At 35.2% G+C, this 19,216-nt stretch carries 18 protein-coding genes and 2 pseudogenes; 8 read left to right on the top strand and 12 right to left on the bottom strand.

Annotated features, from left to right (window positions below):
• Positions 1 to 30: 30 nt before the first annotated feature.
• The gene (locus VB264_RS09060) at positions 31 to 684 is read right to left on the bottom strand and encodes a response regulator transcription factor (protein WP_323248653.1); all 654 of its coding nucleotides are present in this window, start codon (positions 682 to 684) and stop codon (positions 31 to 33) included.
• A 667-nt stretch (positions 685 to 1,351) separates the two neighbouring features.
• Here VB264_RS09060 and VB264_RS09055 point away from each other — a divergent pair.
• Both VB264_RS09055 and VB264_RS09050 read left to right on the top strand, forming a co-directional pair.
• Positions 1,352 to 1,570, top strand: coding sequence for a hypothetical protein (locus VB264_RS09055; RefSeq protein WP_323248651.1), 219 nt, complete (start codon positions 1,352 to 1,354; stop codon positions 1,568 to 1,570).
• Between the two features lie 60 nt (positions 1,571 to 1,630).
• On the top strand, positions 1,631 to 1,810 hold the full coding sequence (locus VB264_RS09050) for a DUF2256 domain-containing protein (protein ID WP_323248649.1): 180 nt from the start codon (positions 1,631 to 1,633) through the stop codon (positions 1,808 to 1,810).
• Between the two features lie 456 nt (positions 1,811 to 2,266).
• On the opposite strand, the pseudogene VB264_RS09045 reads toward VB264_RS09050, so the two are convergent.
• A pseudogene (locus VB264_RS09045) lies at positions 2,267 to 2,611 on the bottom strand (DUF6766 family protein).
• A 130-nt stretch (positions 2,612 to 2,741) separates the two neighbouring features.
• Between VB264_RS09045 and VB264_RS09040 the strand changes: the two are divergent.
• The gene (locus VB264_RS09040; protein WP_323248647.1) at positions 2,742 to 3,590 is read left to right on the top strand and encodes an SDR family oxidoreductase; all 849 of its coding nucleotides are present in this window, start codon (positions 2,742 to 2,744) and stop codon (positions 3,588 to 3,590) included.
• Positions 3,591 to 3,623: 33 nt separating this feature from the next.
• A complete protein-coding gene (locus tag VB264_RS09035; protein WP_323248645.1) occupies positions 3,624 to 4,097 on the top strand; it encodes a CinA family protein in 474 nt (157 codons plus the stop codon).
• Between the two features lie 125 nt (positions 4,098 to 4,222).
• Here VB264_RS09035 and VB264_RS09030 read toward each other — a convergent pair whose 3' ends face one another.
• Entirely contained in the window at positions 4,223 to 6,382 is a 2,160-nt protein-coding gene (locus VB264_RS09030) for a catalase (protein ID WP_323248643.1), read from the bottom strand.
• A gap of 188 nt (positions 6,383 to 6,570) precedes the next feature.
• Positions 6,571 to 7,092, bottom strand: coding sequence for a YciE/YciF ferroxidase family protein (locus VB264_RS09025; RefSeq protein WP_323248641.1), 522 nt, complete (start codon positions 7,090 to 7,092; stop codon positions 6,571 to 6,573).
• Between the two features lie 504 nt (positions 7,093 to 7,596).
• On the opposite strand from VB264_RS09025, the gene VB264_RS09020 reads away from it, so the two are divergent.
• The gene (locus VB264_RS09020) at positions 7,597 to 8,469 is read left to right on the top strand and encodes a cation diffusion facilitator family transporter (protein WP_323248639.1); all 873 of its coding nucleotides are present in this window, start codon (positions 7,597 to 7,599) and stop codon (positions 8,467 to 8,469) included.
• A gap of 166 nt (positions 8,470 to 8,635) precedes the next feature.
• Here the strand turns inward: VB264_RS09020 and VB264_RS09015 are convergent, their stop codons facing one another.
• The 4 genes and pseudogenes from VB264_RS09015 to VB264_RS09005 all read right to left on the bottom strand — a co-directional run bounded on the left by VB264_RS09015 (position 8,636) and on the right by VB264_RS09005 (position 9,956).
• The gene (locus tag VB264_RS09015; RefSeq protein WP_323248637.1) at positions 8,636 to 9,034 is read right to left on the bottom strand and encodes a recombinase family protein; all 399 of its coding nucleotides are present in this window, start codon (positions 9,032 to 9,034) and stop codon (positions 8,636 to 8,638) included.
• Positions 9,024 to 9,188: pseudogene (locus tag VB264_RS25170) on the bottom strand (IS1 family transposase); the annotation flags it as partial. The gene VB264_RS09015 and the pseudogene VB264_RS25170, both read right to left, overlap by 11 nt.
• Positions 9,154 to 9,462 carry an IS1 family transposase gene (locus tag VB264_RS09010; RefSeq protein WP_456151981.1) on the bottom strand — a complete coding sequence of 103 codons (309 nt, stop codon included), beginning with the start codon at positions 9,460 to 9,462 and terminating at the stop codon, positions 9,154 to 9,156. The gene VB264_RS09010 and the pseudogene VB264_RS25170, both read right to left, overlap by 35 nt.
• 92 nt (positions 9,463 to 9,554) lie before the next feature.
• Entirely contained in the window at positions 9,555 to 9,956 is a 402-nt protein-coding gene (locus VB264_RS09005; RefSeq protein WP_323248634.1) for an IS1/IS1595 family N-terminal zinc-binding domain-containing protein, read from the bottom strand.
• A gap of 110 nt (positions 9,957 to 10,066) precedes the next feature.
• Between VB264_RS09005 and VB264_RS09000 the strand changes: the two genes are divergently transcribed.
• Both VB264_RS09000 and VB264_RS08995 read left to right on the top strand, forming a co-directional pair.
• A complete protein-coding gene (locus VB264_RS09000) occupies positions 10,067 to 10,522 on the top strand; it encodes a transposase family protein (protein ID WP_323248633.1) in 456 nt (151 codons plus the stop codon).
• Complete coding sequence (locus VB264_RS08995; protein WP_323248782.1) at positions 10,522 to 10,956, top strand: transposase family protein; 435 nt, start codon at positions 10,522 to 10,524, stop codon at positions 10,954 to 10,956. Before VB264_RS09000 ends, VB264_RS08995 begins: the two co-directional genes overlap by 1 nt.
• An 81-nt stretch (positions 10,957 to 11,037) precedes the next feature.
• Here the strand turns inward: VB264_RS08995 and VB264_RS08990 are convergent, their stop codons facing one another.
• Complete coding sequence (locus tag VB264_RS08990) at positions 11,038 to 11,616, bottom strand: Crp/Fnr family transcriptional regulator (RefSeq protein ID WP_323248631.1); 579 nt, start codon at positions 11,614 to 11,616, stop codon at positions 11,038 to 11,040.
• A gap of 100 nt (positions 11,617 to 11,716) precedes the next feature.
• Between VB264_RS08990 and VB264_RS08985 the strand changes: the two genes are divergently transcribed.
• Positions 11,717 to 12,304 (top strand): HD domain-containing protein, encoded by a 588-nt coding sequence (locus VB264_RS08985; protein WP_323248629.1) that lies wholly within the window; start codon positions 11,717 to 11,719, stop codon positions 12,302 to 12,304.
• 60 nt (positions 12,305 to 12,364) lie between these two features.
• On the opposite strand, the gene VB264_RS08980 is transcribed toward VB264_RS08985, so the two are convergent.
• The 3 genes from VB264_RS08980 to VB264_RS08970 all read right to left on the bottom strand — a co-directional run bounded on the left by VB264_RS08980 (position 12,365) and on the right by VB264_RS08970 (position 19,199).
• Positions 12,365 to 15,058 carry a family 78 glycoside hydrolase catalytic domain gene (locus VB264_RS08980; RefSeq protein ID WP_323248628.1) on the bottom strand — a complete coding sequence of 898 codons (2,694 nt, stop codon included), beginning with the start codon at positions 15,056 to 15,058 and terminating at the stop codon, positions 12,365 to 12,367.
• A gap of 342 nt (positions 15,059 to 15,400) precedes the next feature.
• The gene (locus VB264_RS08975) at positions 15,401 to 16,171 is read right to left on the bottom strand and encodes an SDR family oxidoreductase (RefSeq protein WP_323248626.1); all 771 of its coding nucleotides are present in this window, start codon (positions 16,169 to 16,171) and stop codon (positions 15,401 to 15,403) included.
• 277 nt (positions 16,172 to 16,448) lie between these two features.
• On the bottom strand, positions 16,449 to 19,199 hold the full coding sequence (locus VB264_RS08970) for a hypothetical protein (RefSeq protein ID WP_323248624.1): 2,751 nt from the start codon (positions 19,197 to 19,199) through the stop codon (positions 16,449 to 16,451).
• Positions 19,200 to 19,216 lie beyond the last annotated feature (17 nt).

Genomic DNA, 19,216 nt, shown 5'->3' with positions numbered 1-19,216 from the left:
ATTTTCTAATACCAAAGTAGTATAACGCCATTAAATATACGTCACTATTGAATTTACCACTCTTGTTAATCTCTTTTTGTTTTTAATTCCTATTTTTTCCGAAATATTGTTTTTATGTGTTTTTACAGTATTTATACTAATGATAAGTTTATCTGCTATTTCCCTTTCTGTCATTTCTTGAGCAAGAAGTTTCCAAATAACTTTTTCTCGTTCAGTTAATAAGTTGAGATTATAGAGAGGCGAATCTTGTATTGAATGCTGATGTGCTATCGCGTCATTTTGATTAATATTAGAAAAGATAACCCTCTTGCCTTCTGAAATATTATTTAAACATGTTTTAAATTCAGACAAACTACATCCATTCTGGATATAAGCATTAGCCTTGGAAGAAAGAAAGCATTTTATGTAAGCAGGATTTTTGGAAAATGAATAAACAATTACCTTAGCGTTAATTTTAATTCTTTCCAATTTTTTAAAAAATCCTAATCCATTACAGTTTTCTAATTCGGAATCTACCAATAAATAATCGGGATGAACTTCGACAATTTTCTCAAACAACTGAGTACCTTCTGTTATAATACAGGTTACTTCAAAAGGAATCTCGTCATTTATTGTTTTGATTAGTTCTGCCATAAGTAGATTTGAAGAAGCAATCATGAGTGTGGGAGTAATCTTTAACTCCATAGTTGTATTGTATTGTGACATAGGTAGTATGTTATTAAGAATAAGGTATATAGACACATAAAAATACAAAAAAGTTGTGCTTTACCATAATATCAACAATAATAGTTATACATTTTTTATCTTTTGCTATCACTCTCACATGAACCTAATATCTTTCATCTAGCAAAATAGCTCTTTACTCTCCAAAAGCAGTATTTAAAGCAACTGAAACAATATGTAAAATATATACTATTCCTCGTTGTGCTATTTGAAATAATTTGTTAACTAGAAAAAAGGGTTATCTCTGAGGTTGCGACCAAAAGAGAAAGCCCATACACCCAAGAATCAAGATTCTTAGCATTCAAAGATACACCAGAAGATTTTGATTTAGAAAACTTCTTAACGTTAACTTTCTATTTAGTGATGAGCTTTATCAACTTTGCAATATTTAGTTGCCCGTTCGGGTCCCAACCCTTTTTTTCAGATAGTGAGGTCATTTGCTTAAATTTAGTTGGACAAATGGTTTTTGATTCCGAAAAAGCATGACATGGGTACGTCAAGAAAATTATAAAACACCTATTCCCAAAACTTTTGGAAAGGAGTCGTTATCATCATAAATGCAAGGATTTACATCGGATTGCCGATGCGACAAATTAATGAGTTAATGCAGAGTAAACTCTTGTATTGTATGGATACACATCTACAAGATTGGTTTATCATGGATAGTATGCCTGCATATGTTTACGCCAGAGCGTCTCGAAACTTACGTTTTACAACTGACTTTCAAGCAGATAATATGGTTGTTGCTAATAAAATGCTTTCTGCAATTGAATTAAATGGAAGTTTTCTAAAAATGTTATTGGTGAATGATCGCCCCAAAAATAACGAGGAATACTTCTGGTGGTGATAATTTCTAAAATAAGTAAAGGATTATAAATAACCACTCAAAAACAATTCTATTAAAAGTATGTTCTATCTAGGAGTCAAAGCCAAATACATGAAAAGAAGTGAATTTCCACAAAAAACTTGCCCTGTTTGTAATCTGCCATTTACGTGGCGAAAAAAATGGGAAAAACATTGGGCCGACGTTAAGTATTGCAGTGAAAAATGTAGGAGGAATAAAAACACAGTGCATACAAACAATTAAACTCATTTCCCCACATCAACTATTTCAAGCTAGTCCATTATTTGCTATAGATGATTCTATTGATTTAGTTGAAGAGTTTTTATTTTTCAGACAATACAATTTCCATAACTAAAGCTTTCTACAGAGCTAGCATCAAAGTATTATGAAATTTCTTACTCGAAAAAAAATGTCTGTAAACTATGTCCAAGCCAGTGAAAAAGAATGAGATATAAGAAAGTTTATTCCTCCTGATAGAGAGGGTCGAACAAGGAATTATGGGGTTTTCCTAAAAAACTCAAGACTTAGTACACTAGTGAAAGCCATTTATAAATGGTATGAAAGTAAAAACATGCAATACATCATCATGCCAACGAGTACCTTACTAGTCTATAAGTAATCATGTTTGTGGTTAAAAATATAAGCCTTGTGTTTGGTATATAATTCATGCTTTGTTAAATAATATTCTTATCTGGGTTTCTATTTCCCCGTCTTTTCACAAGGTGCGTCCACAGGCTTAGATTCAGGTGAACCTTTTTGACTCAAATAAATACTCAAAAATACAATAGATAACACCGCTAGAAATTCGCTCTACCAATTTTGAAACGATTCAAACCATAAACTTCCGACAAGATACTTTGAGAATGAAATTGCCTCTTCATGGCTTAACAATTGCTGTTGTCTATAAACTTCATAACTCCCATAAGCATGGAAGTAAAAAGAGATACTAATAAATAAAGTATACGCTAGTGTAAGAGAATTTTGATAAAGTTTCTGCCATACTCCTCCTTGCTTAACAGCCCAATAAGGCCAAAGACAGCCCATTGTTTCTCCAAAAAGAATTACTTTTCTTCATAATCTAAGTGTTTATTTTATTGATAGAGTAAAAAATTATACCACCATTTCTTCGTGGTATAATTTTTTAAATGATTTATGAAAACTAAACTTATATGATATGAAAGCGCAAAAAACAACTAAGGATAATAATCCCGGAATCAATAATAAAACCACTTCTGAGATGGTATTTATTAGAAATAATTATCGAGGGTCGGGTAAATTGACAAACAAAATAGCCTTTATTACAGGAGGGGATAGTGGTATTGGGAGAGCAATTGCCCTTCATTTTGCTAGAGAAGGCGCTAATATTGCTATTCTTTATCATCCTTCAGAGAACAAAGATGCTAATATCACCAAAGAACTTATTGAAGATGAAGGAAGAGAATGTTTCTTGATAGGTGGGGATTTATTAGACCCATCTACTCCTAGACGGGCGACTCAAGCTGTCATCAAGCGTTTTAACAAATTAGATATATTAGTTAATAATGCTGGTATACAGCATCCTCAAGAGGATTTTACTAAAGTAAAATCAAAAGATTGGGAAGAAACGTTTAAAATAAATGTCTTCGGTACTTTCCACATGGTTCAAGAGGCGCTAAAACACCTCAAAGAAGGTGGTTGTATTATTATCACTGCTTCTGTGGTGGCTTATCAAGGGAATGGCCATTTGATTGACTATTCTTCCAGCAAAGGTGCTTTGATAAGTTTTACCAGATCATTATCGGCAAGCTTAGCACAAAAAAATATACGTGTAAATGCTGTTGCACCAGGGCCTATCTGGACACCCTTGGTAGCTTCTACATTCCCAGATCAGAAGAAAGAAGACTTTGGGAAAAATACGCCTATGCAACGGGGCGGACAACCTTGGGAAGTAGCTACAGCTTTTGTTTTTCTAGCCTCTGAAGATAGCTCTTATATTACTGGTCAAGTGATTCATCCTAATGGTGGAGTCATCATCAATGCTTAAGTACAAAACTATAATCATCTAAAAATCATTTATATGCCTTCTATCCTAGTAACCAAAAGTAGCAAACATTTAGTAGCAAATCGACTAACGATTGCTTTTGCTGAAAGTGCCACTGCAGGAAGAGCTGCTGCTGAGTACTCGATGGTAGAGGATTCGGGGAAACTACTGAAAGGTGGATTAGTTTGCTATGATGCTTGTCTTAAAGAAACTATTTTGGGTGTGCCTGCCGAAATGATTAAAAAATATACTCCAGAATCGGCCGAAGTAACCAAAGAGTTGGCTCATAGATTAAAATCCTTAATAGATGCTGATGTTCAAGTAGCGATTACAGGGCTTACTAGTAGTGGTGGAAGCGAAACACTCCAAAAGCCTGTTGGTACGATGTTTATTCATCTGGTAACGAAAGACAAATCTATCGGAATTAAAGAAATCTTTAAGGGGTCTCCTGAAGAAATTGTAATGCAAACCATAGACCAAGTTGCTCAACTTTTGTTGACATACGTATAAACTTAGGGTTAATTTTCGCTTGGTTTTTCTTAAAAAATAATTGAAAAGGTATAAAATAAATAATAGGTGTAGAATTAGCATAAAAAATAGGTAGAGGTTTTATTCGTTTTATAAATCAGCGCTATTTAAGCTGGTACTTTATCTTTCTTTTCTCGTTGCCAGAAACGATGTAATGCAATAGCATTTATAAAATCACCAGCTAATGCTTCTATCGAGTTGTTGATAAATACACCTTCCAGTATCTCAGACACATCCTTATAATTTTCAGGAATTTTGCTTCCAAAATAGGTAGCCTTTAATACTGACAAGGCAGCTGAATCGGCCGCAATTGCTTTACAATGCTTAAAGGTTTCATTCAGAAAATGAATCGCATCGGCATCAGCTTCTAGATAGTCCACACTATTGGAACCTCCAGGTACATATACCGCATCATATAGTACTGACGCCGCTGTTAGAAAGCTCTTATCTACTTTTATTTCTTGATCATTTTCTGTAATAACGACGCCTAATTTGGGTGCAATTATTTCTACTACAGCCCCTTGAGCTTGCAAAATACTCTTCATCGTTTTGAGTGAATTTTCACTGACTCCATCTGCTACTAGGATGGCTATCTTACGGGTGAGAATAGAATTCTTCACGGTGGATGCCATACTTAGGGCTTCTGATTTCTCTAATGAACTCTTTACGATAACAGGCTGATAAGAAGCCACATCTGCATCAGCAGGGTAACTCTGATTTAAAGGTGTTTCTAAGGCAGAAGGAATTGATATTCCTAAATTGTAGGCCACTTTTGCAGCCAACCCTTTGTCTATATACCAAAGCATTTTGAGCATTCTTTTACGAATATATTCCGCTTTCACGTTTCCTAATTCAAAGCTCAAGGCATCTACGATATGATTTTTTTCATAATCAGATTGACTGTTGAAAAAAAGTGTAGCTTGACTGAAATGGTCAAAAAAGCTTTGACTACGACCACGAATCTTGTGGGCTTCAATGCGTTCATTATGGCTAGTAAAGCCTCCTTCACTCATTTTAGCCTGAAAAGGGCATCCACCACTTAGGGTGTTAGGCTCATAGCTTGTTTTGCTATGATTAATTGTCTGTCGCATATGCCCATCTCGCTGATTATTATGCACTGGAGCAATTGGGCGATTAATAGGGATTTCGTGAAAATTTGGACTTCCTAAGCGAGTGAGCTGAGTATCGGTATATGAAAACAAACGTCCTTGTAAAAGAGGATCATTCGTAAAATCAATACCAGGGACAAGGTGTCCTGGGTGAAAAGCCACTTGTTCGGTTTCAGCAAAAAAGTTATCAGGATTTCTATCCAATGTCATTTTACCAATTTTCATTACCGGTACTAGCTCTTCTGGAATTAGTTTAGTAGGGTCTAGCAAATCAAACTCGAATTTATGTTCATCTTCTTCGGGAACAAGTTGAACTCCAAACTCCCATTCAGGAAAATTGCCACTTTCAATCGCTTCCCATAAATCACGGCGATGAAAATCAGGGTCTTTCCCTGAAATTTTTTGGGCTTCATCCCAACTTACCGAATGTACTCCCAACAAAGGTTTCCAGTGAAACTTTACAAAAAACGCCTTACCTTGCTCATTGATAAATTTAAAGGTATGCACACCAAAGCCTTCAATCATGCGTAGACTTCTAGGAAGGGCACGGTCGCTCATTACCCACATAATCATATGCATACTTTCGGGTAATAATGAGATAAAGTCCCAGAAAGTATCATGGGCAGAGGCTGCTTGCGGAATTTCATTATGAGGCTCTGGCTTAACGGCGTGAATTAAATCAGGAAATTTGATAGCGTCTTGAATAAAGAAAACAGGGACATTATTACCTACCAAATCATAATTTCCTTCTTCAGTATAGAACTTAACAGCAAATCCTCTGACATCACGTGCTAAATCGCTTGAGCCACGCGAACCAGCAACGGTTGAAAAACGTACAAATACTGGCGTTTTTTGAGCAGGGTCTTGTAGAAACTTAGCTTTAGTATAAGGAGCCATAGATTCATAAACCTGAAAATACCCATGTGCTGCTTCTCCCCTTGCATGAACAACACGTTCTGGAATTCTTTCATGGTCAAAGTGCGTAATTTTCTCTCGAAGTATAAAATCTTCCAGTAAAGAAGGCCCTCGTTCTCCCGCTTTCAGTGAATTTTGGTTGTCATTAATCTTTAATCCCTGATTTGTAGTAAGGAATTGATGTTGACTATCTTCTTTATTACTGTCAAGGTCAGCTTGTTTTTTATTAGTTGATTTTTTCATTTTTCTAAAGGATGAGATTTTAGTAGAATAAAACACACTTAAATACATTTATTACCAGCCAATAACTTCCAATTAAAGTATTTTAAAAGATTAATTGGGAGACTTATAACAGAACTCTCTTCGAGCATTGATAATATACCAATGCTCGAAGAGAGTCTCATTATTACCTGACTTGAGTTACAATTCTCCTATACCTCTTCTGCAGCTTCAATATTGATTGAACTTTCTGCAATGTTCGATAATGCACTATCGGCTTCTTTCTCTTCTTCTAAGGTTTGGCTCAACAAATGCGCTGCCTCTTTTTCTCCAAGTGTGTTCGCAAAAGCTACCAATGTTCCATAAGTGGCTATTTCGTAGTGTTCCACTTTTTGGCTTGCAGCAATAATACCTGCATCACGCACTACGCCTTCTTGCGTACTTTCCATGATTTCCTCTGCTTCCTTAATCAACCCTTCTATGGCTTCGCACTTCTTGGTTTCCGCTTTTAACCCTAATACTTCAAATACTTTCTCAAGTCTATCCACCTGACCTTCGGTAACTGTCAAATGTTCCGTGATGGCATCTATCAATTCCTGAGAAGTAGCTTTCTTAGCCATTTTAGGTAATGCTTTTGTTAATGCTTTTTCAGCATAATAAATGTCTTTTAAGCTGTCTTCAAATAATTCGCTCAGGCCAGTAGCCACATCTGATTTTTTTTGTGTGTTTTTCATTTTTTCCTCAAATTAAGTTTGAATAGATTGCTTAATAACACGACATGCTAACGTTCAAGCACATGAGTGTTTTGATTAAATAGTAAAAAAACATATACCACATATTATTTATATCGTATAATGAGTAAGAAGCACCCCCAAACGTATTAGTTATTTATATAATGTGGTATAACTACCTCATTATATGTCAATTAATAATGCTTATAAATATCCACAAATAGAAATGCTAAACTAATAACAGTTACCAAAAGGGATTTCTTTAATTAGAGCTATAAACAGCAATAAATTGTTTTAAGCTCTATAGTCACTTTGTGCATCTTTTTGAGTCAAAACTATTGTGTATGTTTTACAAGACCACTTTTGCCTATATTTGTCATAACGGTATAGTATAATAAGTATATCAATATTTTTAGGATAAAGTAACCTCCGAAAAGGTTATACAATAACATAGTCCAATTACTGGTATATAAATATTATGCGTAACCTTAAAAACCTTGATAAAGAATGACAAACGAACAGAAGGCGATAAGAACAACTTATTTTAGTATAATAGGGAATTTAGCCTTGGCTATTGCAAAAGGATTTGCTGGATTTTTTGGAAACTCATATGCACTGATAGCAGATGCAATTGAATCTACCACAGATATTTTTTCTTCTATTCTAGTATTATTTGGACTTAAATATGCCAACAGACCTCCTGACAAAAATCACCCTTATGGACATGGACGAATAGAACCATTAATTACCTTTTTAGTCGTTGTTTTTTTAATAACCTCTGCCGTAATTATTGCTCATGAAAGCATACAAAATATAGGTACTCCACATGAATTACCAAAAGCGTGGACGTTAGTAGTTTTAGGGATAATAATTATTTGGAAGGAAATATCTTATCAAATAGTCATTAAAAAGAGCAAAGAAACCCATAGTTCTTCATTAAAAGCAGATGCTTGGCACCACAGAAGCGATGCAATAACTTCTATTTCTGCATTTATAGGCATTTCAATTGCGTTGTACTTTGGAAAAGGTTTTGAATCAGCCGACGACTGGGCAGCATTGTTTGCATCAGGATTTATATTATATAATAGTTATTTAATATTTAGGCCAGCATTGGGTGAAATCATGGACGAACATGTATATGATGATTTAATAGCCGAAATCAGAATAGTTGCCATCACCGTAAATGGCGTTGTTGATACTGAAAAATGCTTTATCCGAAAAGCAGGTATGAAATACCATGTAGATTTACACGCCACAGTAGATGGGAACTTAACCGTAAAACAGGGGCACGAAATTGCACATCATTTAAAAGACACATTGCAACAAGATTTGCCTCAACTTGGACAAATTTTGATACATATTGAGCCTAATAATATATAGGAAAAGCTATCTCTTGATTTAATATGCGATGATATGATTCTAAATGGCTATACATCATTCCATTCCCGCTACAACCCGTAGCTGTATATACGTGTTTTTCATCGCTATTCTGTTTTAAAGAGAGAATTAAAAAACTATACCAGAAAGACTTTTCTTTTAGAGCAATTCACAAATTTCTTTTCTGTCCCATTGCTTCTAAATACCGATACACAGTTGCTCTTCCTACACCTATAATACTAGCAATTTCATCCGCTGATTTCTTTTGTTGATACAGCATCACTGCCGTTTCTGCTTTTTCTAGCCCATCAGAACTTAATCCCTTTTTTCTTCCTCCAGTACGTCCCCTCGCTCTGGCTGAGGCCAAGCCTGCTCTGGTTCTTTCACGGATGATATCACGCTCAAATTCTGCCAACGAAGCAAAAATATTTAGGAATAATCTCCCTTGAGCACTCGAAGTATCAATCGTATCTTTTATCGATACAAAATGGACTTTCTTATTTTCCAGCGTTTCGATTAACTGAATTAATTCCTTGGTAGTCCTAAAAATGTAATGTTTATCTTTCAAGATTATAATTACAAATAAAGTATTTTATTGCACCAATATGATTTTCGAGAGACTTTGAGAAACTTAAAGCTTTTCTAACCAATCTGGATGCTCTTTGTCTTAATGTTCCATTAAACCGCTCAAGATAAGCAGTCAAGCCACTGTCTTTGCCGACGCCGAATCGGACTGCCGACGCAGTGGTTTTCTTTTCCAAACGACTCTACATAGGCTTGCCAATAGTCTGAGAAAAAGCCTGTACTACCTTTGAAAATAGCTGGTATTTTTTCATAAAATAGCTGTGCATCTTCTGCTGAACGCCCTCCTACGTGAAAGGCTATAATTTGCCTATTAATAGGGTTAAGAGCAAGCCACAACCACTGTTTATTACTCTTCTTACCAACAAAAGACCATAGCTCATCTAATTGTATTCCATAAAACTCAACCCTCACACATCGCTCTTTGCTATACAATTCCGTTACTAACAAATCGTTATTCTCAATATCAACCAAATTCTCTTCAAAAGGGCTATTTTCTTCTGTAATTACCTCAATTTCTGAGACTTGAACGTATTCCTGTAATGCAATCGAATTTTTTTTATAACCTCTATTCTGCCTATTTCTTCATCCATCCTGTCTGCTAAGTAAGCTTCAATATCAGGCAAAGTCAAGTCAGCATTCAAATCATCCGGTAAGTTTTCATATAACTTTTTGATATAGGCTAAAAGCCATTGCTCGCTCACATCGCATACTCGACAAATACCTGATAAGGAGATTCGTTCTAAAAGCAATTTGTTGATAAGGGTTTTATCAGATTCCGATACAAACCAATCTTGTCCACCTTCTACAAATTGACGGTTGCAACTATGACATAAATAGTTTTGTTTCCCATAATGGGTATGACCATTCTTCTTCGTTGTTACACTACCACAATGACTACAGTTCATTTTACCTTTTTTATGACAAAGATAAATAAAGCATTACATTTACAGGACTATCGAATTATTTAGAGTTATCCCACAATGACAAACTTTTTTTATCACTAACAAGCCTTCATTTGTCTGAATTTGAACATTTGCTTCTTTATTTTGAGCCTATTTGTGAAAGTTATTATAAATGGCATACCATTGATGGTAAAAACAGGAAATTACCTCGCTTCAAAGCTAATGCTAAAGAGCGTTTACCTACGAGTGGACACAAACTATTTTTCCTATTGGTTTATTTAAAAAATAATCCAACACAGAATTTCCAAGCAGCATCTTTTGGACTTAGTCAAGGTCAGGTAAGTAACTTATTCAAAGCATTAAACGGCTTACTATCAGCCACTTTAAAAAGTATGGGCTTAATGCCTGCTCAAAATAATGAAGAATTACAACAGTATTTAGAAAAACATAAAATAAGTCAACTTTACCAAGATGTAACCGAACGCCCGATTGCTCGAAAGGTAGATTATGAGGCTCAAAAAGAAGACTTCTCTGGGAAAAAAAAGCTCACACAGTTAAGAACGCAGTAATCTGTACTAAAGAGCAATATATCTGTTATCTTTCTCCTACTTATGAAGGTAAACAGCATGATAAATCTATTGCAGATCAAGAGGCTTTAAGCTATCCTAAAAATACTACAATGCTCTTAGATTTAGGATATGTAGGATATTCTGCGGAGAATTTAACAGTTATTTTACCTCATAAAAAACCATATCATGATGAATTAACTTTGGAACAAAAACAACAAAATACTAAACATTCTCAAAATCGGGTTTGTAATGAACATACCATGAAAGGTATAAAACGAATGAGAATCGTTAAAGACCTTTTAAGACTAAATGTTTTCAATTATGCCGATAGTTTATTTATAAATGCATGTGCTTTACACAACTTTAGAGTCAAAAGCCCCATGAGAGCATACAGTCGGGCAAACTCGCACGTGAGTAAAATCATTTTTAACTAATAGCCTTTAATGTATCCCCAACCTATTTTAGGCAAGCACATCTTATTTCTAGCGTCTTAAATCTAATATCTTGTGTCTGCCTCAACTAATCAATCCTTTAGCTTTCAAATCATTCAGTGTTCTGTTAAGGCTTCTCACAGTGATGCCTAAATAATTAGCGATTTCTTGTTTAGGTAGAAGTTTATTAAAATCAGGAAAATTAGCTTTTAATCTTAACAATTTAGACTCAACAGGATGTGATTGATTATAAGAATGCCTGATGGCTTTATAATTTATTTTATTGGCTAAAGCTTTTAATATCAAGTGATTAAATACGTTATTTTTCAATAACAATTCATTAAAATACGCTAAGGGTATTTTGTACAAAACCAATGGTGAGGAAGCTTCAATCGTACAAAAACTAATATCTTCTCTGATGGCTTCTATTTCTCCAAATATTTCTCCTTCTGCAAAAAACTCTTGGATAAAATCGTTTCCCGTATCTTCTGTTAAATAACATTTAGCCATTCCGCTTTTAATTACATATACAGAAAATACATTTTGCCCACTCTTTATAATTTGTTCGGTTGGTTCAAAAGTTTGTTCAATAATATTTCCTTCTGTACCCAATTGGTATAGGTGGTTAACATAATTCAACAATTCTTTATTAATTCTAATCATTTTTAGGGATTTGAGACAATTGTCCTTTTAACTAAGCAAAGCCTATTTTTTCTTTGTAGCCTATAAAGTTAAAATTAGAAAATATAAAACGAACATCAATATGCAATTAAACCAATTATTAAAACAAATCGAATTCATCAAAGAGATTGATAAGCTGAAATATATTCAACGTAAAACGAAATTATTTAATAGTGATAGAAATGAAAACGATGCCGAACATAGTTGGCATTTGGCAATGATGGTATTGATTTTAGCAGAACATTCTAATGCTCCTATTGATATTTTAAAGGTATTGAAAATGGTATTGATTCATGATATTGTTGAGATTGATGCAGGAGATACTTTTTTGTATGATACTACCAAAAATCATGTAAATACTGAAGAGGAGCTGATTGCCGCACATCGCATTTTTGGCATCTTGCCTGAGAACCAAGCACAAGAGTTTATTAGCATCTGGCAAGAGTTTGAAGAAGGTAAAAGTAATGAAGCAAAATTTGCCAAAACAATGGACAGACTGGAACCTATTTTGCAAAATATTTCAAATAAAGGAGGTACTTGGGCAGAGTTTAATGTTAGTTATGATACAGTCATTGAAAAAACAAAAGGTATGGTAAAAGGCTCAACCACTATTTGGGAATATACCGAAAACCAACTTCATGAGGCTGTTGATAAAGGTATTCTGAAATAATACTTAAAGGGAGTCTTTGTTTTCATTAATAAAGACTCCCTTTAAGTATATTTGTTATTATTAAATATCCATCACAAAAGCATATTTACCTGAGCCTACGTCAAGCGTTCCGCTTGGAGTGGCTTTGATACTTGTACCACCTTCAGTGATAGAAGTAAGTTTCTTGGTAGGAAAAGTAAGCGTGGCTGTGGAGTTTGCTGGAATTTCTACATCCCATAAAAGTTTACCATTTTCAATTTTCCAAGCAGATGATACTAAACCGTGATTGGTCTTCAAACTTCCTTTTGCATAGGTTAATTCTCCGCCCAATTGTGGTTTTATGGTAATAGCTTTATAACCAGCACCATCAAATTCTTTGGTATCAATGCCAGCAATATTTCTATACATCCAATCGCCAACGGCTCCGTAAGCATAATGGTTGAAGGACGTCATTCCTGGGTCTTGAAAAGTACTATCTGATTTCATACTATCCCAACGTTCCCAAATGGTTGTAGCACCATGTGTTTTAATCGGGTATAACCATGAAGGGTAAGTATCTTGTAACAATAATTTATAGGCTACATCATTTCTGCCGAAACGACTCAACACAGGATTCAAGAATGGCGTACCTAAGAAACCCGTTGTTAAGTGATAGTCATAAGACTTGATATTGCTAACTAATCTTTCTACTGCTTGTGGGCGAAGTGCTTCTGGCAACATATCAAATTGTAATGCTAAGATATAAGCCGTTTGTGTTTCAGAAATCAATCTTCCAGATGTCGTCATGTATTCATGCTGAAATTGTTTTTTAACTTTAGCCAACAAACTTTCATAGTCTTTAACATCATCGTTTTTACCTAAAACCTTAGCAGTATTAATCATCAGTTGTACACTGTAGGCATAAAAACATTGAGCTACCAAATAATTATCAGTAATGGCCGATTTCATCCCTATCATTCCCTTAGAATCATCTACACGGTACGACAACCAATCTGCAAACTGGAAACCTGTATTCCATAAATCATTTTTAGCTTCATTACGTATATACTCCACGCTTTTTTTCATGGTTGCATACTGGTCTTCCAATACTTGTTTATCACCAAAGGCTACGAAAACATTGTATGGAATAATAATGCCCGCATCGCCCCAGCCTGCTGCTTGCATGGGTTGCCCAAAACCAGTAGCTTTCAGTACGTCGGGAATAACGTGTGGTACTGCACCATTAGGATATTGGTCTGCGGTTACATCTTTCAACCATTTAGCAAAAAACTGATTGGCATTAAAGTTATAAGAAGCTGTTCTCGAAAATACTTCTGCATCGCCCGTCCAACCCAAACGTTCATCACGTTGCGGACAGTCTGTCGGCACATCCAAGAAATTTCCTTTTTGTCCCCATTGTATGTTTTTCTGTAATTGGTTTACCAAAGTATTTGACGTTTCAAAGCTCCCTGTTTGTTCCATGTCCGAGTAAAGAGCATAAGCGGTAAAATCTTCTGGATTAATTTTTCCTTCAATGCCTTCTACCCTAACATACCTAAAGCCAAAGAAAGTAAAATGTGGCTCGAAGAAATCTTTGCCGTTACCGCTCAGAATATATGTAGCCTGTGCTTTTGCCGAACGCAGATTGGTAAAATATGGATTACCAAATTTATCCATCATCTCAAAATGAGAAAGTGTGATTTTATCGCCTGCTTTACCTTGTGCCGTAAGTGTTACCCAACCTACAAGGTTTTGTCCAAAATCTAAAATAGTCTCTCCATTCGTCGCCTTAAATACTTTTACGGGCTTGAAGCTTTCATGCTTTTTGATAGGCTCATTCACTGAAGCATTGATATAATCTATCGGGAAAGTCTTTTCAACAGCATTTTTCCAATTACTATCATTAAAACCTACACTTGTCCAGTTGGCTATTCTTTTACGAGCATCAATGGTTTCACCATTATAAATTTCAGCATAAGTAATATCGCTTTCAGCTACTTTCCATGAATTATCAGAAATAACTGTTTCTTTTGAACCATCAGCATAGGTTAATTCTAATTGGAAAAGCAATACTGTTTCTTTTCCATAAATATTTTGTTGATGTACCCACGCCAAACGCGTTCTATACCAACCACTACCAAGCGTTGCCCCAATAGCATTTTTACCAACATTTAGCAAATTGGTTACATCATAAGCTTGATATTGAAGGTGTTTATTGTAGCTCGTCCAACCGGGGGCTAAATAAGCATCGCCCATTCTTTTGCCATTGAATTGAATTTCGTACAATCCTCTAGCGGTTACAAAAGCGGTAGCATTTGTAATTTTTTTCTTCGTCTCAAAGCTTTTTCTAAACATCGGCACTACACCATTTACAGTATCGTTTGCAAAGCCCGAGTTTATCCATTTGGCTTTCCAATCTGTTTTGTTTAAAGCCGTTTGAAAACTAGCAGTTACCCATTCTGACGTTTGTCCTTGATTATCCCAAGCACGTACCTGCCAAGTAAACCGTGTGTTTGAAGGTAATTGAGAGCCTCCGTAGCTATTAAAAATGGAAGACGAAGACGCTACTTTTCCACTCGACCAAATAGTTTCTTTGCCTTTCTTTACTTGAATTTCATAAGCCGTTTGTAACACATTTTTTTTATCGGTGCTAAGTACCCAACTAAATCGGGGTTTTTCTGCATCAATACCGATAGGATTTACTCGATTTTCTGTTTTCAATTGCTGAAGTTTTAATTGAGCCATTGAAAGATTTGCCATTAAAAAAAAGGCAAAAAATAATAGTTTTCTTTTCATGTTTATTAATTGGATATTAGATAAAAAATGATGGTAATAGCATGATAATTTTGAATAGGCTGGAATTTTTAACACCAAAATCAATTAAACATGCTACTTATTCATAAAATAAGTATAAATATATCTTGGAATAAAACAAAGACTCTCATGTACTTACCCTTATTTTCAATCACTTTTTTATCTTTAATCTTATTCAAAAACATATCCATCTCATTTTCAGAACATTACATCGAAAATATCAAATAAGTTTTATTGTATATTATTGATACATAAAGGATTATCACAAAAAAACGCCTTTTTTCAAAGACGTTTTCGGCAATTATTATAAAAGTAATTAGGAAACTATCTGCCCATCCAACCGCCATCTACCGTTAGGATTGTCCCTTGCACATAATTTGAAGCATCTGAGCAAAGGAAAACTGTCGCTCCTTTGAAATCTTCTGTTTCTCCCCAACGACCAGCAGGAATCCTGTCCAAAATACTTTTAGATCTGTTTTCATCTCCACGCAAAGCTTCTGTATTATCTGTGGCGATATAACCAGGGGCAATGGCATTTACATTTAAACCTTTCGATGCCCATTCATTGGCAAATGCTTTTACCAAACTACCAATCGCTCCTTTGCTAGCGGCATAACCTGGCACATTGATACCACCTTGAAAAGTTAATAATGAAGCTGTAAATACTATTTTCCCTTTCCCTTGCGCAATCATCATTTTACCTATCTCGCGGGTTAAGATAAATTGTGCATCCAAGTTAATACTCAATACATTATCCCAATATTCATCTGAATGTTCAGCGGCCGGACTCCTTAAAATTGTTCCTGCATTATTTATCAGAATATCTATCACTGGATAATCTGCCTTTACTTGGCTAATAAACGTATAAAGTGCCGTTCTGTCTGAAAAATCACATTGATACGCCTTGAATTTTCTACCAATGGCTGTTACTTCCTTTTCTACCTGACTTCCTTCAAGCTCTAACGAAGCCGATACACCAATAATATCCGCACCTGCTTCCGCTAAAGCCAAAGCCATTGCTTTGCCAATTCCTTTTTTGCAACCAGTCACTAATGCAATTTTGCCATCAAGGCGAAATAAGTCGAGCGTATTCATTTCAATTATCTATTTTTAATAAATGGTTTATAATATCATCCATATTAATACAAAACAATATACTTTTCTAATTAAACTATCAATCTCATTGAAATTTAATATTTTATACTTGTTCAATCAAAGTGTAATCCTAATATCATGAGTGTTCCTCCGAAGGAACAATACGATTTTGGATAAAATCTCTTCTTTGCATTTTATGGAATTTTCTTGATTTATAACAATTTTTATTCCTGCAAATTCAAAATATAATTTTGAATTTGCAGGAATAAAAAACCATTTACTTTATCACAATCTCACTATAATTACACGAAGGCATCTGAAAAATGATAACCTTTTTGCCGTTTTCTACTCCTTTTTGCCCTTGAATTCGCAATGTTTTTCCCTGCTGTGTTAAACTTATATTTCCTTTTCCTATTGATTCTGGAAGACTTAGTTCTACAGGTTTATCTGCTGAAAAGAATAGTTGACTACCTTTCTTTTCTAAAACTGCCATGGTTAATTCTTTAGCTTTAATACTATAGGTTTGATAGGAGATTTGCTTTCCTTTTCCTAAAAACATATACTTCAACCCTTCTGACTTCGTACTTACAACCGCATAAACGGCTTCCGTTTTAATATTACCATGCGTCACAGCCTTTCCTGTTGCATTAGAGAATACCAATTCCTTAGCCCCTGTATTACTCTCAATCGTCAACCCTACAAAGTCGGCGGGAGCATTATTCGGATTAAAACTTTCAATAGATTTAATTGAACGAGGGGATTTTGAAGTTGAAGACTCATAAACTGCTACAAAGGGTTGACTCCAAGCCTCGCCCGACTGTCGAACCACCAAAGTAGGCATCGATAAAGCGGAAATGCTGTCTGGAATCATCACATTTCCTCTAAATGTTTTAGCGGGAGGGGCTTTTACCGAGAATATTTCACGATTGGGTGAACCTTTCATCCATACATTCATCAACACGTCCTCACGGTCTTTGACTTTTAGTTTAAACGTAGCATTAAAATCTTCCGAAGTGACTACCGATTTTTTATTCCAGAAATAATCATAAGCAAATAGATGTCCTCCTGCAAATGATAATTTAGGCGTTTCAGTCAGCGTTAATGGAGCTCCTTTAGTAGAAGATAATACGAGTTCTTGACCTAAGTTATGATAAAAATAATCGTGCATTTTATCTCCACCCTTTTGTTTTTTTGAGCGAAAAATATCAACATAATAAGCCGTAGAATCGCTCGTACGAATGATACTCGTTAAGCGATTTTGGTCTGATTGAGATTCAGGTTCTAAAAAATATAATTCGCCAAAGGTAATTGCACTGAAATAACCATCCTTCTGATTTGAAGCAGGATACGAACTAAGCACATCAAAACCATGATTGCTTTTCATGACTGGATAAGCCGAGATACCATCAACAGCGACAGTATTATGAGCTGGAAACTGAGAATAATATTCCGCGTAATCTTGTTGAAAATAACTTGTACCAATACCACTCTCTGGTCCTAAAACAATTCCTTTACCGTAAATCTCCATCGAAATTCCATTAGAATGCATGTGATTTCCTTTAGAGCCTGCCATTGCCACCATCAAACCATTCTTAGGATTCATGCCATTCCGTTGAGCAAAATAACTAACCGATGGTGCTGAGAAAATGGGTGTAGCAAAAGTGCTAATGTCAGCATTGCTAAGGGTAGTTTCCTTACTGTCATTGTTATGATGCAAGCCTGCCATAGTTTTATGTCTATTCAATGCTTGAATAAATGCTGAATAAGCTTTTACGTTAGCAGGCTTATTATATTTTTTAGCATTTTCTACCATTCTTTCAGCAGCTTCAAGGCTTACAGCATGATAATGAGAGTCACCAAAAGCAGTAGTATAACCATTGGGAAAAAGATATTGTGCTTCTGCTAAAACGACTTTTTCGATAACTGGTAATTCGGGTAAAATATCATAATTATAGCGTTTATCAAACCAATCTACAAAACCAACAAAATCGTGTAAAACACCCGCAGAATAGCCTGGAGATTCATTCCAAATACCTGTGTTTTCATCATACCCCAATTTCAAGACTTTAGCAATTGACCATTGGCGTTCAGAGTCTACATTCAATACTTGATTCAAATAATATTGACTTCCTTTGGCATCGTTATAGCCTTTATTTTCATCTAAAATAAAAGCTATTTCAAGAATATTCTTGGCCTGAATTAAATCCCAGTTATTATAGGCTACGCCATTTTTAATTTGCAAATCGGCCCATTTTCTAAATGTGTCTGAATAAATTGTAAGCTTTTTAGGTGTTTTTTTACTAACATAATTGAATATATTATCATAAATCTTTGTCAGATTGATTAACATCGCCGTTTCTTGAATGACCTCAAAGGTAGATAACCCTGTGATTGTTTGATGATGCCCATTGCTTAAATCATGAGGTTCTTTGCGATAATACATGCCCGTCATATACGTATCGAATAAATCAAAAGCAAGTCGAGCATATTTTTCTTCTCCTGTTCTGCGATATAATGTACTTGCCGAAGCCGCTATCCGCATAATATTAGTATTGATGGCTTCTAGTGTTCTTCCTGTTTTTGAAATATCTGCCCATTCTAAAGGTTGCTCTGGTTTCGAACGGTTTACCAAAAGTACACCTCTAGCATCGTCCATATAAGGCTGAATATCTTCAAGTTTGGGTGCTCCAAATATGGTTGTATTATCTCTCGCACCGGGGAATCTTACCGTTGGTACTGGTGCAGTTCCTTCGGCATGGTCATATACGCCTCCTTTGATAAATACTTCGGTGGATTTGGTTTTCCAATACATTTGTAAGCGAGAAACTATCCAACTACTATCGCTTTGATGACGATTCACATAGGTATCTACCTCAACTTTTAATTTACTCGTCGGGTTTCTTAATGTATCATCCTGTATGCGTGGATACCCCTGAGGATAATGCTTCGGTAAGGCTATTTGGCCTAAAGTAATATTTGATAATAGACAAATTATTAAACTGAATATTAGCGATTGTGGATATTTCATTCTGTAGTTTTTTAACG

It is taken from the genome of Arcicella aquatica (assembly GCF_034928825.1).
In the GTDB taxonomy this organism is placed as follows: Bacteria; Bacteroidota; Bacteroidia; order Cytophagales; family Spirosomataceae; genus Arcicella; species Arcicella aquatica.
Note: the sequence above shows the minus strand (reverse complement) of the source record. Positions and strands in the feature narration are given on the sequence as shown.

Bases quoted from the DNA above. Each gene is read 5' to 3' on its own strand.
- VB264_RS09035 (WP_323248645.1), top strand. From the start codon at position 3,624: ATGCCTTCTATCCTAGTAACCAAAAGTAGCAAACATTTAGTAGCAAAT.
- VB264_RS08970 (WP_323248624.1), bottom strand. From the start codon at position 19,199: ATGAAATATCCACAATCGCTAATATTCAGTTTAATAATTTGTCTATTA.
- VB264_RS09025 (WP_323248641.1), bottom strand. From the start codon at position 7,092: ATGAAAAACACACAAAAAAAATCAGATGTGGCTACTGGCCTGAGCGAA.
- VB264_RS08990 (WP_323248631.1), bottom strand. From the start codon at position 11,616: ATGATTAGAATTAATAAAGAATTGTTGAATTATGTTAACCACCTATAC.
- VB264_RS09030 (WP_323248643.1), bottom strand. From the start codon at position 6,382: ATGAAAAAATCAACTAATAAAAAACAAGCTGACCTTGACAGTAATAAA.
- VB264_RS09040 (WP_323248647.1), top strand. From the start codon at position 2,742: ATGAAAGCGCAAAAAACAACTAAGGATAATAATCCCGGAATCAATAAT.
- VB264_RS09055 (WP_323248651.1), top strand. From the start codon at position 1,352: ATGGATACACATCTACAAGATTGGTTTATCATGGATAGTATGCCTGCA.
- VB264_RS09005 (WP_323248634.1), bottom strand. From the start codon at position 9,956: ATGAACTGTAGTCATTGTGGTAGTGTAACAACGAAGAAGAATGGTCAT.
- VB264_RS08975 (WP_323248626.1), bottom strand. From the start codon at position 16,171: ATGAATACGCTCGACTTATTTCGCCTTGATGGCAAAATTGCATTAGTG.
- VB264_RS08985 (WP_323248629.1), top strand. From the start codon at position 11,717: ATGCAATTAAACCAATTATTAAAACAAATCGAATTCATCAAAGAGATT.
- VB264_RS09050 (WP_323248649.1), top strand. From the start codon at position 1,631: ATGTTCTATCTAGGAGTCAAAGCCAAATACATGAAAAGAAGTGAATTT.
- VB264_RS09020 (WP_323248639.1), top strand. From the start codon at position 7,597: ATGACAAACGAACAGAAGGCGATAAGAACAACTTATTTTAGTATAATA.
- VB264_RS09060 (WP_323248653.1), bottom strand. From the start codon at position 684: ATGGAGTTAAAGATTACTCCCACACTCATGATTGCTTCTTCAAATCTA.
- VB264_RS08980 (WP_323248628.1), bottom strand. From the start codon at position 15,058: ATGAAAAGAAAACTATTATTTTTTGCCTTTTTTTTAATGGCAAATCTT.